Origin of the sequence: Morganella psychrotolerans, assembly GCF_001676155.1 — a bacterium.
GTDB classification, from domain to species: domain Bacteria; phylum Pseudomonadota; class Gammaproteobacteria; order Enterobacterales; family Enterobacteriaceae; genus Morganella; species Morganella psychrotolerans.
The window spans coordinates 213,807-228,198 of the sequence record NZ_LZEW01000001.1; the positions used below are offsets into that span (position 1 = coordinate 213,807).

Genomic DNA, 14,392 nt, shown 5'->3' on the forward strand with positions numbered 1-14,392 from the left:
CGGACAGGGACAGCATGGGCAACAACGGAACTCTTCATCTTTTTGACAGTACAAATTTTGCCCGCTGTACATTAACGGATCATCCGTATTACCCGATGATCCGTATCATGCTCTCTTCTCAGTTACCGGCACTGATCCCGAATCTGCCCCTCAATACCTCACTGTATGCACTACAGGTCGATGACCAGCTCACACTGCTGGCACAGGTTGACGGAGAGGCGGGGCGCACTTACACCGCGTCTTTTATTACCCACTATTTTGATTATCTGATGGCGGAGATCCGGATGATGATGCCGGGGTTTTCCGGGCGTTGTCTGCTGCCGCTGCTCAGCGGGATAAAACGGTTTTTTATCCGCCAGAAACTGGATAACATCCTTTATATCGGCAATTTTTTTCTCTCCACCAACATTCACCTTCCCTGGCGTGATGATCAACTGACCCGGTTGCATCAGTTTATTACCACCCGTTTTACCGCTCACCGCCTGGTTTTCCGCTCATTGACCGCTCCGCTGGATCAACCGCTGATGAGCGGACTGACGCAACTGGGTTATCAGCCCATTATTTCACGCCAGGTTTTTCTCACCCGCAGCCGTTTTGCAGGTCTGAAGAAAAACCGCAGTGTCATGCGTGATTTGGCGTTGCTGCGTAAAACATCATTTACCGTACGGGATATCACATCAGAGATTGAACAATGGGCGGGCGATATCGCGCGTTTATATCAGAGTCTTTATGTGAAAAAATATTCTGATTTTAATCCGCAATTCACAGCTGAATTTTTTCAACAGATGGTTTCTCACGGAGGCTGGCGGGCAACGGGCGTGTTTGATGGTGAAAAACTGGTGGCATTCAGCACGCTGATGACAATCGGTAGTGTCACCACGGCTGCCGGTATCGGATATGATGACAGTTATCCGCAATCTGACGGACTGTATCGTCTGGCGGGACTCTCTTCTTATCTGTGTGCGGATGAACAGCATTGGGTTAATCTCAGCTCCGGGGTGGGAAAATTCAAAATGGGGCGCGGCGCACAATGTTATCCTGAATACAGTTACTGCTATTCACATAAGGCCCCCCGGCTGAGCCGCGCCGGGTTTGCACTGTGGCGCAAGTTACTCAATGCAGTGGCTGAGCGCTACGGACGGGAACGGATATTTTGAAACACGTCATACTCGCCGGCGGGCGATCTCCGGTTTGTCTGGTTCTGGCCCGTGCTTTTTACCGGCTTGGCTGGCAGGTTATCATTATTGAGCATCTTACGCTGACACTGTGCCGCGTCTCCCGCGCAGTCTCCCGTTACCATAAAATAACCGCACCCGTCACGGATTTTGACCGCTTCCGGGAAGACGCTCTGGCCGTTATGGCACAGTACCGGCACGCCCTGTTTATCCCGGTAAATGAAGATATTCTGCATTACAGTCGTTTTCAGGATGAAATTCGTGCTGCGGGGATTTATTTTGATGTGGTGGCACATCCGCAACTGACAGCGTTGCATCATAAAATCGACAATATTCAGATGGCGGCAGATGCCGGATTAGCGGTGCCGGAAACCCGGCGCTGGCAGGGGGAACACATTGATTTCACCCGGTGGGTCTTAAAACCGATTTACTCCCGCTTTGGTAATCAGTTGATTGATTGTAAAACACAGAGCCCGAACCATCCGCCGGATTGCTATGTACGCCAGCAGCGTATCCGGGGCGTACAGATTTGTGTTTACGCACAGGCCACAGAGGGCGGAATGAAGGCGTATGCCGCGTATAAAACAAATTTCGGGGTATCCGGCGGAGCGAGCCTGGTTTTTTTGCCGTATAAATCACAACAGGTTTATGACCTGACAGCACGTTTTATTCGTCATCATTCACTGAGCGGCACAATTTGTCTGGATTTTTTGTTCGACGGACAAACCTATTGGTTTATTGAATGTAATCCGAGGATGACACACGGTGCTGCAATGCTGACGGACGGGCAGCTTGTTACTGCATTAAGCACAACCTGCACAGCAAAATGCCTGCATGGCGGGCTGCGGACAGCGATGAAAGCCGGTTGGGTGTATATGTTGCTTACTCAGCCACGGCGCTGGTGGAAAACATTACGTTTTGTCCGTCATTGCCGGGATATGATTTGGCAGCCGGATGATAAGAAACCTTTTCTGATGTTGCCTTTTCTGGCGGTCTGGCTGGTTATCCGTGCCGTATTGCAGCGGGAGAATGTACCGGATTCGCTGACGCGGGATATTATATTTGATGAGCGGCATGACGGGCGGGAAAATGAGGATCCCGGACGGCGATCCTCAGATATACATTAATCAGAGCCGCGCTTCCGGTGACTCCGGCAGGATCTGCCCGCCATCGATAATAATGGTTTGTCCGGTAATGTATTTGGCTTCATCTGAAGCAAGAAAAGCGGCAGCATAGCCGATATCTTCAGGCTCACCCAGCGTATGTGTCGGAATAGATGCCTTCATCTGATCCAGGTAGGTCTTGCCCTGTGCTTTAAGACCTTCTGTCAGAATATTTCCCGGTTGTACGGCATTAATGGTGATACCAAGGCGTGCATATTCCAGCGCCGCACTGCGCATAAACCCGAGTTGTGCTGCTTTACTTGCCCCGTAATGGCTCCATCCCGGAAATCCGGTCACCGGACCGGTAATCGATGATGTGATAACTATCCGCCCGTATTTCTGTACTTCCATGACACCCAGCGCGGCCTGAACCAGGAAAAACATCCCTTTGACATTGACCTTCTGCATGGTATCCCAGTCCTGCTCAGTCATGGACTTGATTGTGCATTGCGGGAAGATCCCCGTATTAGAGCAGAGAATATCCAGGCGGCCATACTTTTCACTGATGGTACGGATAACAGACTGACACTGAGTTTGTGAGGTAACATCCAGTGCAATAAAGTCTGTACCGAGCTCTGTGGCGGTTTTTCTGCCGGTTTTTTCATCAATATCGGCGATAATGACAGTGGCGCCGCTTTTTTTCAGTGCGGTCACAATACCGCGTCCGATACCTTTGGCGCCGCCTGAAACGACAGCAATCTTACCTGTTAAGTCGAACATTTACATTCTCCTGTTTACCGAGGTTAACACTTGAGTCGTAAATCATTACAGCATGACCGGCTCTGAATGCAATGACAACACCGGCACTATTGATAAAGTATGACGACTATCACATAAGAAAGCGGATACCGGATTATTACGCAATAAAAAAAACATAATAGTGTGTGAATGGCAGAAAGCCATTCTTATGACTGAATCGATTTTAGTAAAATACTATTTTATCCGGTTCTCCGGTGATCTGATGTGGCACGCAGAAAGGGAAAAGGCATTCGTGTCGCAGTGATAACCGCTTAAAAGTTGTGTTATTTGAGAGTTATCAACCTTACTGGTTGGTCATAGTTGGGTTACGTAACTATCAATCACTATGTCCGTATTGCGGGATAGGGTATTTATAACATAAAGAAATAAAATGAATTACTTTAAAAATAAAAAACACATATAAAATATCTTTTTTAAATTATTAATTAAGATATCAGTCAATTTATTTTCGTATAACGTTTAATCTTCATTTAAATAGATCGGGCAAATAGAACGATAATAATTTAAATATATAATCTATTAATTTCCGGTTTAAAAAATAGGCATTTCAGACCAGAAAAACAGCGATTTAGCTGTTTCCTAAAGTGAACACTTTTGGCGGATAAAAGGCAGGAAAACGTTACGAATTATGTCATGAGAAAATAACATTTTGTCTATAAATGCGAATTATTAACATGTAAATGAATGATTTGCTGTTTTTTTGTCCGAATTCCTGTGGCAGGAAATGCCGGGAATAATACATATCACTCTGGTGAACATGTTACGCGCAGCGATAAATACAGATGAGTTTGGTTAAAAAATATACAACTAAATTGAATTCAGTATGTTACCGATTTTTTTAGTGATGTGTGTCACATCTAATTTTCAGTATTGTTAAGATAATCAGGATAATTAGCTGTGAGATGGGTACTTGGTAAGATTAATTTTTGCTAAAACGCCCCCTTTTTTTTACTGTTTATAGCCATTGTCCGTATCAATACAGTCATATTCAGGTTTCATTTTTGCAGCATGAAGTGTAAAAAAAAAAGCAATGAATCAAAAAAACATAACGGGTGGTTAATTTATCGCCCTATAATTAACAAAAATATAACATTAAGTCATTTTCATTTAACTTGAAATGAAATATAAAACATTAAAAAAGACAGAAAACAGGAAGAAGTTTGGATTGGATCACACGTTGAGAAAGTTTTTCAGGAATATTTTAAAAATATGATTTGAAATACAGTTGTTTTTAAATTTATCGGTATAGTTAGTCTCAATTCTAATATATATATAAAAAGATAGGACGAGGTTTGTCATGATTACATATGATCTTCCAGTAACCATTAAAGATATCATCGATGCTCAGAAAACCATCAGAGGGCATGTTTATAAAACTGGGATGCCTAAGTCAAACTATTTAAGTGAGAAGTGCAACGGCACAATCCACTTAAAATTTGAGAACATGCAGCGTACAGGGTCGTTCAAACTCCGTGGTGCATTTAACAAATTAAGTTCGCTGACACCAGAAGAAAGAGCACAGGGCATTGTTGCCTGTTCAGCAGGTAACCACGCACAGGGCGTTTCATTATCCTGTGCCCTGTTAGGAATCAACGGCAAAGTTGTTATGCCTACCGGTGCACCTAAATCTAAAATTGCCGCGACATCAGACTATTCAGCAGAAGTCATTCTGCACGGTAATAATTTCAACGATACTATCGGTAAAGCAAGAGAAATCATCGAAGCTGAAGGCCGTATCTTTATCCCGCCTTATGATGACGCAAAAGTCATTGCAGGGGCAGGGACTATTGGTCTGGAAATTCTGGAAGACCTCTATGACGTTGATAACGTCATCGTTCCGATTGGCGGCGGTGGTCTGATTGCAGGTATCGCTATTGCACTGAAATCTATCAATCCAACTATTAATGTGATCGGTGTCCAATCTGAAAACGTTCATGGTATGGAAGCATCATACCGTGCTGGTAGTATCACCACTCATCGCGTCAACGGTACAGTTGCCGATGGTTGTGATGTGTCTACCCCGGGCAGTATCACGTATGAAATCGTGAAAGAGCTGGTAACAGACATCATTCTGGTAACAGAAGAAGAAATCCGTGAAAGTATGGTTGCGTTAATCCAGCGTAATAAAGTCGTGACAGAAGGTGCCGGTGCATTGGCGTCTGCTGCGATTCTGAGCGGAAAACTCAAAAAATATATTGAGCATAAGAAGACAGTCAGCCTCATTTCCGGCGGGAACATTGACCTGACTCGTATCTCTGAAATTATTGGTACCCACGAAAAATAATATTTGCATTGTCTTTTAAAAGGAAAAGCAACATGAGTACTGACAAAACCCAGATTCCGGCTGAGTATAAGAGCTGGCGTAAGACGGATACGACCTGGACACTAGGTCTGTTCGGAACTGCTATCGGTGCAGGGGTACTATTCTTCCCTATTCGTGCAGGTTACGGTGGTCTGATCCCTATTCTGATCATGCTGGTCCTGGCATACCCAATCGCATTTTTATGCCACCGTGCATTAGCCCGTTTATGTTTATCCGGCAGCAACCCGTCAGGCGATATCACAGAAACAGTTGAAGAGCATTTTGGTAAAGGCGGTGGTGTTATCATCACATTCCTGTACTTCTTTGCAATTTGTCCGCTGCTGTGGATCTACGGCGTAACCATCACGAATACCTTTATGGCATTCTGGGAACAGCAGCTTGGTTTACCAGTGCTGAACCGTGGTGTGGTTTCTCTGGTTCTGCTGTTAGCGATGGCTATCATTATTTACTTCGGTAAAGATCTGATGGTCCGCGTGATGAGCTACCTGGTATTCCCGTTCATTGCCAGCCTGGTGCTGTTATCTCTGGCACTGATCCCATACTGGAACACTGCAGTATTTGATAACGTCAATGCAGACAGCTTCGAACTGTTCGGTCACAGCGGTATCCTGGTAACTGTATGGCTGGGTATTTCCATCATGGTGTTCTCCTTTAACTTCTCACCAATCGTTTCTTCTTTCGTTGTATCAAAACGTGAAGAGTACGAAGCGGCGTGTGGTAAAGATTTCACAGAGCAAAAAGTTAATAAAATCATCTCCCGTGCCGGTATGCTGATGGTGGGTGTGGTTATGTTCTTCGCATTCAGCTGCCTGTTCGCGCTGTCTCCGGCTAACATGGCTGAAGCAAAAGACATGAACGTTCCTGTTCTGACTTACCTGGCGTATCACTTCAATAACGTCGGCGGCGAGAACGGTACTCTGGCTACAATCCTGGTCTGGGCTGCTCCAATCATTGCGTTAGTTGCTATCTTCAAATCTTTCTTTGGTCACTATCTGGGTACCCTGGAAGGGATGAACGGTCTGTTACTGAAATTTGCTTACAAAGGCGACAAAAGCAAAGTCAGCATTGGTAAACTGAACCTGATCTCCATGGTCTTCATCATGGGTTCAACCTGGTTCATCGCGTACCTGAACCCGAATATCCTTGACCTGATTGAAGCTATGGGCGCACCAATCATTGCATCACTGCTGTGCTTACTGCCAATGTATTCAGTTGCCCGTGTACCGGCTCTGAAAAAATATAAAGGTCAGATTTCTAATATCTTTGTTACGGTCATCGGTCTGCTGACTATCGGTAACATCGTATTTAAACTGGTACTGTAGTTCTCTGATTATTCATTGAAATACAAGTAAAAGTACAGATAAGCCCGCGCTCTGATGAGTGCGGGCTTTTTTTTATATTCGTTAGTCGGCAGGCGTGAATGAATGGTATGGTGTGGATAAACCATCCAGGTACTGAATATTTAAAATAGGAACATATATGAATGTTATTGATGCTGTGCGACAACGCCGTGCAACCAAAAAATTTGATCCTGACTTTGTTATCCCGTTGAATGAAAAAAAAGCGTTGCTGAGCCTGGCAATGGAAACTGCACCGAGTGCGTTTAACTTACAGCACTGGCGTCCGTTGCTGGTGGAAGACCCCGCACAGCGCCGGAATATTCGTAAAGTAGGCTGGGATCAACCGCAGATGACGGATGCGTCCATGCTTATCGTGTTGTGCGGTGATATGGCAGCCTGGAGCTCCCGTACCCGGGAAATCTGGCACGAGGCTGATCCGCTGGTACGGGACTTTATGGTAAATGCGGTTGATAGTTACTATCGCAATAAGCCGGAAACTCAGCGTGATGAAATTATGCGCAGCGCCGGTATTTTTGCGCAGACACTGATGCTTCTGGCGAAAGCACAAGGTTATGACAGCTGTCCGATGGATGGTTTCGATTTTAATGCTGTTGCTGAAGTTATTGATTTACCGGAAAACTATGAAATTTGTCTGATGATTGCAATTGGCAAATCGGCAGGTGATGCTTATCCGCGTATTGGTAAACTACCGTTTGAGCAGTTGGTCACTATTGATCGTTTTCATCCGGACATGCTATAGAGTTGGTTTTTCTGATCATGATATTACCAGTATCAATGAATTAGACACACCTCAGTGTAACATCACTGGAATCTATCTTTTTTTCTATAATATTTTCTTGTTATTCATGTTGTTATCGGGTTTATTTCGTTTTTATTAAATAACGGTTTAACCCGGACTTGTATAATTTCCGGTAAATTTATTGAAAATTCAGAAAGGAGTTCTGTGTGATTTCAGTATTGGTAGCAAATATCAATGAGTTTTACCGTGCCGGCGTTGGTGCCATTATTTCGGCGACAACAGGGATGAAAATCGTCGGGGAAGTAAAAGACAGTACCGGTGCTGTGCGCTGGTGTCGTGATCATCATGCGGACATTGTACTGCTTGATATCGGATTTCCGTCTATGAGCGGACTGGACGCGGCGCGGAAAATAAGCCGTTATGCTTCTGAAACTAAAGTTATTATCCTGACCGACGAACATGCTCTGATTTCACCGTATAAAGTGATGAGCAGTGGTGCCGCCGGTTATCTCTATCAAAGCAGTGACCGGATGGATTTACTGCATGCAATCCGGATCATCAGCCGTGGTCAGCGTTATGTTGACTCTGACATTGCACAGCAAACTATTCTGGATACCCGGTTGCATGCTCACGACAGCAATCCGCTGGATAAGCTCAGCCATCAGGAGCGTCAGGTCATGGTGATGATTTCACAGGGCATAAAAGTCACACAAATTGCCGATAAAATGTGTCTCAGCAGCAAGACGGTGAACAGTTATAGATATAGAATATTTAGTAAGCTAAATATTGATGGGGATATTAAACTAACCCATCTGGCACTCCGTTACGGATTGATCCATATTGATAGTGTTGTACCCCCTGTATCCGCAGATAGCGGCGGGCACAACGAATACATTCCCGCTGTAAGCAGAGAGTAGAGAGCCTGTACCCCGCATGGAAAAACCGGTTGTTACTGAATTTGATGCGAAAGCATTTTTAAAAACTGTGACCAGTCAGCCCGGTGTTTACCGGATGTATGATATTGATGAAACAGTGATTTATGTCGGAAAAGCCAAAGATCTTAAAAAACGGCTTTCCAGCTATTTCCGGACTCAGGTTTCCGGCAAAAAAACGGAACAACTGGTTAAACACATTGCACAGATTGATGTCACGGTAACGCATACGGAGACGGAAGCGTTACTGCTGGAACACACCTACATCAAAAAATATCAGCCGCGTTACAACGTGTTGCTGCGGGATGATAAATCCTATCCGTATATCTTTCTGAGCAGTAATGACAAACATCCGCGGCTGGCTATCCACCGCGGTGCAAAACATGCCAAAGGGGAGTATTTCGGGCCTTTCCCGAATGCGTATGCGGTGCGTGAAACCCTGGCACTGATGCAAAAACTTTTCCCTATCCGCCAGTGTGAAGACAGTGTTTACCGCAACCGTTCCCGTCCGTGTCTGCAATATCAGATTGGCCGCTGCCTGGGCCCGTGTGTAAAAGGGCTGGTAAGTGATGAGGATTACAGCCGCGAAGTGAATCTGGTCAAATTATTTCTCGAAGGGAAAGATCAGCAGGTACTGACTGAGCTGGTGGAAAAAATGGAGCAGGCGAGTCAGTCTCTGAATTTTGAAGATGCCGCCCGCCTGCGGGATCAGATTCAGGCGGTGCGTGCGGTGACAGAAAAACAATTTGTCACCGGCACCGGAGATGATCTTGATGTCGTGGGTGTGTATTTTGACTCAGGACTTGCGTGCATTCATGTTCTTTTTATCCGTAACGGACGCGTGCAGGGGAGCCGGAGTTATTTCCCGAAAGTGCCTGCCGGTACAGAGCCGGACGAAGTTGTACAGACCTTTATCGGGCAATTTTATTTGCAGGGCAGTGAAAACCGCTCGTTGCCGGATGATATTCTTCTGGACTTCCCGCTACCGGAAAAAAATATTATTGAAGAAACTCTGTCTCAGTTTGCCGGACGGCGGATCCTCATCCAGCCCAAACCGCGCGGCGACCGTGCCCGTTATCTGAAGCTTGCCCATACAAATGCGGTGACTGCCCTGATGACAAAACGGGCGCAGCAATCCACGATTACAACACGGATGAGTGCATTATCTGAGGTGCTGGGGCTGGAAAAAATCAATCGTATGGAATGTTTTGATATCAGCCATACGATGGGGGATCAAACCGTGGCATCCTGCGTGGTATTTGACAGTAACGGACCGGTTAAATCAGAATACCGGCGCTATAATATCACCGGTATTACACCAGGGGATGATTATGCGGCAATGGATCAGGTTCTTGCCCGCCGCTACGGTAAACATATTGACGGTGAAAAAATCCCGGATATTATTTTTATCGATGGCGGGAAAGGGCAGTTAGGCAAAGCGATTGAGGTATTTGACAGCCTGGATGTTGACTGGGATAAGCAAAAACCAAAGCTTATCGGGGTTGCGAAGGGAAGTGACCGTAAGGCCGGGTTGGAAACACTGTTCTTTATCGCCAGCGGAGAGGGCATGTCGTTGCCGCCGGACTCACCGGCGCTGCATGTTATCCAGCATATCCGTGATGAATCCCACAATCATGCTATCACAGGGCACCGCCGGCAGCGGGCTAAAGTCAAAAACACCAGTGCGCTGGAATCGATTGAAGGCATCGGACCTAAACGCCGGCAGATGCTGCTTAAATACATGGGGGGGATTACAGCCTCTGCGTAATGCAAGTATTGACGAGATAGCAAAAGTGCCGACAATTTCGTACGCATTAGCGGAAAAAATTTACCATGCGCTCAAGCAGTAAAATCAGATTTATCTGTGGACGCATAAAGAGAATTTTTTCAATAACAGCGGTGAGTTATCTTTAACTGTGGTAGTATACTTTTATCCGGTAGGATTGCGCAGAACCTGAAAATCACGCAACGCCCCTGAGTTACCGGGGCGGCAAAGCAAAATTTACCGGCAGATGTGCAAGCGGCTTATTCATCTGACTTATAAAATAATGGCTCCGTTATGCGATTAAATATCCCCACATGGCTGACTCTGTTTCGTGTCATACTGATACCGTTCTTTGTGCTCGCCTTTTATCTGCCGTTCAGTTGGGCGCCTGTCATGAGTGCGGGTATTTTTGTTTTTGCCGCAATGACAGACTGGTTTGATGGTTTTCTTGCCCGTCGTTTAAAACAAACAACCCGTTTCGGTGCTTTCCTTGATCCTGTCGCGGATAAAGTCATGGTGGCGACGGCTCTGGTGTTGGTGACGGAATATTACGCTGTCTGGTGGATAACATTACCCGCCATTACTATGATTGCGCGGGAGATTATTATCTCTTCACTGCGTGAATGGATGGCTGAACTGGGAAAACGAAACAGTGTTGCCGTTTCCTGGATGGGTAAGGTGAAAACAACCGCACAGATGGCGGCGTTATTAGGGCTAATCTGGCGGCCAAATGACGTGATAGAAATGGCCTCTTTCGTCCTTTTCTACATTGCAATGATCCTGACTTTCTGGTCCATGTTCCAATATTTACGCGCGGCATGGGCGGATCTGAGCGAAGCGTGATCGATGTGGTGTAAAAAACAGCGAACGATCATTTTTCGCGAATTAAGCGGTTGACTCACAGGCTTAAATCAGTAGAATGCAACGCATCGAACGGCGCTGTGGTTTGTGAAAACAAACAAGTAAATCAGTTAGTTCAGATAGGCGGGAATAGCTCAGTTGGTAGAGCACGACCTTGCCAAGGTCGGGGTCGCGAGTTCGAATCTCGTTTCCCGCTCCAATTTAATCTTAGTGATTAAATTGACAATATGGCGCGTTGGCAGAGTGGCCATGCAGCGGATTGCAAATCCGCGTACCTCGGTTCGACTCCGGGACGCGCCTCCAAATTAGCCAGATGGTGAAATCGGTAGACACAAGGGATTTAAAATCCCTCGGCTGTAAGGCTGTGCGGGTTCAAGTCCCGCTCTGGGCACCATGTTTAAATTCATTGAGTTTTCAGTGAGTTAGAGTTAAGAAAAGCCACCTGATAGGTGGCTTTTTTGTGCCTGAAATCACACTTCGCTTTTGTTTCGCTATTAACTTTCGCTATTATTCACAGATGAGTCTTTTTATTTAATCAATCAGATGGGCTTAGCTACGACCTGACCGGACTGCCCGGCTTTTTTCTTAGCCAGCAGGAAACGCTGAAGTATTTCATTCTTCTGTGTCTTGATAGCATCGTAGTCGATTTCAGCGTTCCTCCCAGTTTTCTGTTCGTATGACATAACCGGCTCCTTCTATATGTGCTTTCAGCCACCGTCTGCCCGTGTTCATCTCAGCGATCCTTACAACATTATTTTCGGATTTTTACGCCACACGCAGCCGCATAGCGAGCTAATGTCTCAACCGTTGCTTTTTCGGCATTGCGTTCTGTCCGCGATACTGCCGCAGGTGTGATCCCCGGACGTGCAGCGACCTGTGAGCTGGTCAGCACGGCAGAACTGCGCCATGACTGTAACTGTTCCCTGATTCGTTCCGCCCGCAGTTCTGCTTCATAGATCGCATTAACTTCGGGGTCGGATAAAATGTCTTCGCGGGCTGTTGCCCACGGAATGGATTTTTTACGCATCGTTCAGCATCTCCTCTAACCGCCGTGCAGCGGTAGCTAACATGGATGAAGGGAGTTTCGCGGTACCTGATAGGCTTTGTGTCCGGTTCACGGAGTGATGTGCCGTATGCAGCGGGATTATCAATTTGCCTGAGCGACAGGTATTGAGCGGAGCATCTTAAATAAAATATTTGGTTTCTTATCTATTTTTTGGATAAAAAATCTTGTTTATATCTGATTTTAAGATTTAATAAAGTTAAGTTTCAGTTTTAAGCAGGTAAATTAATCAATCTGATATAAAGGAGCGGTTATGCACAAGACGATACTTATCCCGATTGACCTGAATACAGGTGCGTTATCACCAAATGTAATTGCTGAAGTTAATGATTACGCCCGGGACAAAAATATTAAATTCCATTTTGTTACTGTGATTTTACCGTCAGAACAGCTTTTTGATTATGGGCTGACATTCCCTATTATGACAGATAATGCAAAATCTGAAGACCAGCGCATTAAACTTTTATTAGAAAAACTTGAAACAATGACTGATAAATTTGATGTGCCGAAAAATCAAATTTCCACCGGTGTGCTGCTCGGCAGCCCGGCAGAAGCCATTATTGAAAATGCAGAAAAAATCAAAGCTGATCTGATCATTATCGGGTCAAAAAATCCGACATTGAAAAGTCGTCTCCTTGGTTCAACAGCATCTGCGCTGATTCACTACGCAAATATTTCTGTGCTTGTTGTCCGATAAATACAAGCCCGTTAAATCGGGCTTTTTCACGTTTTTACGTCAATGTCCACGCTTGTTTTATTTATAATCACTCAGGTAAATCACTGCATCATTCAGGCAGTGAATGTCAGCGAATAATAATTGTATTTTTCGGGATACTTTCCTGCTAAATAATCAATGCATTTCCGCAATTTCCGCAAATGAATCGTTCCGGAGAGTATTTAGTCGCAAGCATATGAGATAAGGGGGCAATCTGTCGTTTTGAATAACAGCAAGGGCAGAAGTAGTGCTCATTTGAGGTTTCATCAGATTTTTCTTTACTGACATAAACTAAAGTACCGGATCTTAGTATAAGAGGTTCGTAATGTGCTTCATTGGTATTAAATTCATTGTGGTAGCGTACTTTTAACTCAAATGTAATGGCTTTTTCTTCAAATGAATTCAGTGACTGAACAAGTAACAGTGCATTATCTCTGCATGCAATCCCGTTACGAAGTAAATGGGTATACACCGCTTTCACATCAGCAGGTGTTTTGGCTTCTGATAAATCAGAAATTAGCTTAAGCATTTCATTATGAAGTTCTGTTGATTTTTCTTTTTCGGTGTTCATTAAATGATTTTCTCCGGTGTAATAGTGGCTATATTAGCGGATTTTTTTCTTTCTGACGAGAGTACAGATACGTATGCCTTGCCGGATAGGTGTATTCTTAATAGGTAGTGATTCTTCTGTTCCCTGCGTTATTGTGTTATCAGGCAGAGTGGTTGTAAATCAACGGGATATATATCTTTATGGTTTGTCGTTTATTTTTCATTGCACTATAAAATATTGAAAATGTTATTTTGTTTAAAGTGAAACATATCTATATATAGATGATTATTATCTGCTAGACTTAAAACTATCAGGTCGGGTAATGGATGCCTGTCATAAAGTGGAAAGTATAATGAAAAAGAGTCTGATTTTTGTTTTAGGTATTTTATTTTTATCTGGTTGCCAGAGTAAGGATCAGGTGTCTGAAAATGAAACTGTTTCAGATAAAGCATCTGATAAATGGGGAAATTGCCTGGTACGTTATACTGTCGGGAAGGCAGCTATTACGGCTGACAGCAAACAGGTTATTGTCGATGATGCGTATACGACCTGCAAAAAAGAAATGAATGAGGCTATTGAGGTGTTAGTTGCTGATTTATCAGCGGATAAGTCAGTTTCTGAACCGATGAAACAAGCGGCAAGACAAAAAGCGGTCGAGTTATTAGAGGTCGGTTATAAAAATGAGATTGTACCTGAGTTATATTCGGCTATTGATGAAATAAGAAAATTGAACTAGTGGCAACTGTACATAACCAGCGGTCAGTGTAATGTGTTTATAGCATATGTAATTTTCTGTATTTTTTTTATCGGAGAGAATGTCACATAAAAAATCTGCCAGAGTTATCCACTATAAACTGTGAATATTAAAAATATAATCAATAAAATGAAAGTATCATGCCCTTTATTTAAGAAAAGAATAATACATAATATTAGTGTATGATTATTGGTCGGAATTTAATTAAAATATATGGAAATATAAGGTCAAA

Annotated in this window: 13 protein-coding genes, 3 tRNA genes and 1 pseudogene; 13 read left to right on the top strand and 4 right to left on the bottom strand. The window is 44.3% G+C overall.

Translation table 11 applies throughout. The annotated features are described in order from the left end of the window. Positions 1-14: 14 nt before the first annotated feature. Both AYY16_RS01055 and AYY16_RS01060 read left to right on the top strand, forming a co-directional pair. Positions 15-1,157 carry a hypothetical protein gene (locus AYY16_RS01055; protein ID WP_067360901.1) on the top strand — a complete coding sequence of 381 codons (1,143 nt, stop codon included), beginning with the start codon at positions 15-17 and terminating at the stop codon, positions 1,155-1,157. Beyond that, entirely contained in the window at positions 1,154-2,302 is a 1,149-nt protein-coding gene (locus tag AYY16_RS01060; protein ID WP_067360904.1) for an ATP-grasp domain-containing protein, read from the top strand. The genes AYY16_RS01055 and AYY16_RS01060 overlap by 4 nt, the downstream gene beginning before the upstream one ends. Here the strand turns inward: AYY16_RS01060 and fabG are convergent, their stop codons facing one another. Continuing rightward, positions 2,303-3,058 (bottom strand): 3-oxoacyl-ACP reductase FabG, encoded by a 756-nt coding sequence (gene fabG / locus AYY16_RS01065; protein ID WP_067360907.1) that lies wholly within the window; start codon positions 3,056-3,058, stop codon positions 2,303-2,305. It lies immediately after the preceding gene. A 1,336-nt stretch (positions 3,059-4,394) separates the two neighbouring features. Between fabG and tdcB the strand changes: the two genes are divergently transcribed. The 9 genes and pseudogenes from tdcB to AYY16_RS01110 all read left to right on the top strand — a co-directional run bounded on the left by tdcB (position 4,395) and on the right by AYY16_RS01110 (position 11,472). Beyond that, positions 4,395-5,381, top strand: a complete 987-nt coding sequence (gene tdcB, locus AYY16_RS01070) for a bifunctional threonine ammonia-lyase/L-serine ammonia-lyase TdcB (RefSeq protein WP_067360910.1) — start codon at positions 4,395-4,397, stop codon at positions 5,379-5,381. A gap of 32 nt (positions 5,382-5,413) precedes the next feature. Further along, positions 5,414-6,742, top strand: coding sequence for a threonine/serine transporter TdcC (tdcC, locus tag AYY16_RS01075; protein ID WP_067360913.1), 1,329 nt, complete (start codon positions 5,414-5,416; stop codon positions 6,740-6,742). A 157-nt stretch (positions 6,743-6,899) separates the two neighbouring features. After that, positions 6,900-7,520, top strand: coding sequence for a nitroreductase family protein (locus tag AYY16_RS01080; protein WP_067360916.1), 621 nt, complete (start codon positions 6,900-6,902; stop codon positions 7,518-7,520). A gap of 206 nt (positions 7,521-7,726) precedes the next feature. Then, positions 7,727-8,437 carry a response regulator gene (locus AYY16_RS01085; RefSeq protein WP_067360918.1) on the top strand — a complete coding sequence of 237 codons (711 nt, stop codon included), beginning with the start codon at positions 7,727-7,729 and terminating at the stop codon, positions 8,435-8,437. 16 nt (positions 8,438-8,453) lie between these two features. Beyond that, positions 8,454-10,302: pseudogene (gene uvrC, locus AYY16_RS01090) on the top strand (excinuclease ABC subunit UvrC). A 209-nt stretch (positions 10,303-10,511) separates the two neighbouring features. Beyond that, complete coding sequence (gene pgsA, locus AYY16_RS01095; protein WP_067360922.1) at positions 10,512-11,060, top strand: CDP-diacylglycerol--glycerol-3-phosphate 3-phosphatidyltransferase; 549 nt, start codon at positions 10,512-10,514, stop codon at positions 11,058-11,060. A gap of 141 nt (positions 11,061-11,201) precedes the next feature. Continuing rightward, positions 11,202-11,277 (top strand) — tRNA-Gly (locus tag AYY16_RS01100). Between the two features lie 30 nt (positions 11,278-11,307). Further along, positions 11,308-11,381 (top strand) — tRNA-Cys (locus AYY16_RS01105). Between the two features lie 5 nt (positions 11,382-11,386). Further along, positions 11,387-11,472, top strand: a tRNA-Leu gene (locus AYY16_RS01110). 145 nt (positions 11,473-11,617) lie between these two features. Here AYY16_RS01110 and AYY16_RS20520 read toward each other — a convergent pair. Together AYY16_RS20520 and AYY16_RS01115 are read right to left on the bottom strand one after the other, a co-directional pair. Further along, positions 11,618-11,761, bottom strand: a complete 144-nt coding sequence (locus AYY16_RS20520; protein WP_166417010.1) for a hypothetical protein — start codon at positions 11,759-11,761, stop codon at positions 11,618-11,620. Between the two features lie 68 nt (positions 11,762-11,829). Next, positions 11,830-12,105 (bottom strand): helix-turn-helix domain-containing protein, encoded by a 276-nt coding sequence (locus AYY16_RS01115; protein ID WP_067360924.1) that lies wholly within the window; start codon positions 12,103-12,105, stop codon positions 11,830-11,832. 289 nt (positions 12,106-12,394) lie between these two features. On the opposite strand from AYY16_RS01115, the gene AYY16_RS01120 reads away from it, so the two are divergent. After that, the gene (locus AYY16_RS01120; protein ID WP_067360927.1) at positions 12,395-12,838 is read left to right on the top strand and encodes a universal stress protein; all 444 of its coding nucleotides are present in this window, start codon (positions 12,395-12,397) and stop codon (positions 12,836-12,838) included. 145 nt (positions 12,839-12,983) lie between these two features. On the opposite strand, the gene AYY16_RS01125 is transcribed toward AYY16_RS01120, so the two are convergent. Beyond that, the gene (locus AYY16_RS01125) at positions 12,984-13,427 is read right to left on the bottom strand and encodes a hypothetical protein (protein ID WP_067360930.1); all 444 of its coding nucleotides are present in this window, start codon (positions 13,425-13,427) and stop codon (positions 12,984-12,986) included. 331 nt (positions 13,428-13,758) lie between these two features. On the opposite strand from AYY16_RS01125, the gene AYY16_RS01130 reads away from it, so the two are divergent. After that, positions 13,759-14,142 carry a hypothetical protein gene (locus AYY16_RS01130; RefSeq protein ID WP_067364521.1) on the top strand — a complete coding sequence of 128 codons (384 nt, stop codon included), beginning with the start codon at positions 13,759-13,761 and terminating at the stop codon, positions 14,140-14,142. Positions 14,143-14,392 lie beyond the last annotated feature (250 nt).

Excerpts from the sequence above, each read along its gene's own strand:
- fabG (WP_067360907.1), bottom strand. The coding sequence starts at position 3,058 with ATGTTCGACTTAACAGGTAAGATTGCTGTCGTTTCAGGCGGCGCCAAA.
- pgsA (WP_067360922.1), top strand. The coding sequence starts at position 10,512 with ATGCGATTAAATATCCCCACATGGCTGACTCTGTTTCGTGTCATACTG.
- AYY16_RS01115 (WP_067360924.1), bottom strand. The coding sequence starts at position 12,105 with ATGCGTAAAAAATCCATTCCGTGGGCAACAGCCCGCGAAGACATTTTA.
- AYY16_RS01080 (WP_067360916.1), top strand. The coding sequence starts at position 6,900 with ATGAATGTTATTGATGCTGTGCGACAACGCCGTGCAACCAAAAAATTT.
- AYY16_RS20520 (WP_166417010.1), bottom strand. The coding sequence starts at position 11,761 with ATGTCATACGAACAGAAAACTGGGAGGAACGCTGAAATCGACTACGAT.
- tdcC (WP_067360913.1), top strand. The coding sequence starts at position 5,414 with ATGAGTACTGACAAAACCCAGATTCCGGCTGAGTATAAGAGCTGGCGT.
- tdcB (WP_067360910.1), top strand. The coding sequence starts at position 4,395 with ATGATTACATATGATCTTCCAGTAACCATTAAAGATATCATCGATGCT.
- AYY16_RS01130 (WP_067364521.1), top strand. The coding sequence starts at position 13,759 with ATGAAAAAGAGTCTGATTTTTGTTTTAGGTATTTTATTTTTATCTGGT.
- AYY16_RS01055 (WP_067360901.1), top strand. The coding sequence starts at position 15 with ATGGGCAACAACGGAACTCTTCATCTTTTTGACAGTACAAATTTTGCC.
- AYY16_RS01125 (WP_067360930.1), bottom strand. The coding sequence starts at position 13,427 with ATGAACACCGAAAAAGAAAAATCAACAGAACTTCATAATGAAATGCTT.
- AYY16_RS01120 (WP_067360927.1), top strand. The coding sequence starts at position 12,395 with ATGCACAAGACGATACTTATCCCGATTGACCTGAATACAGGTGCGTTA.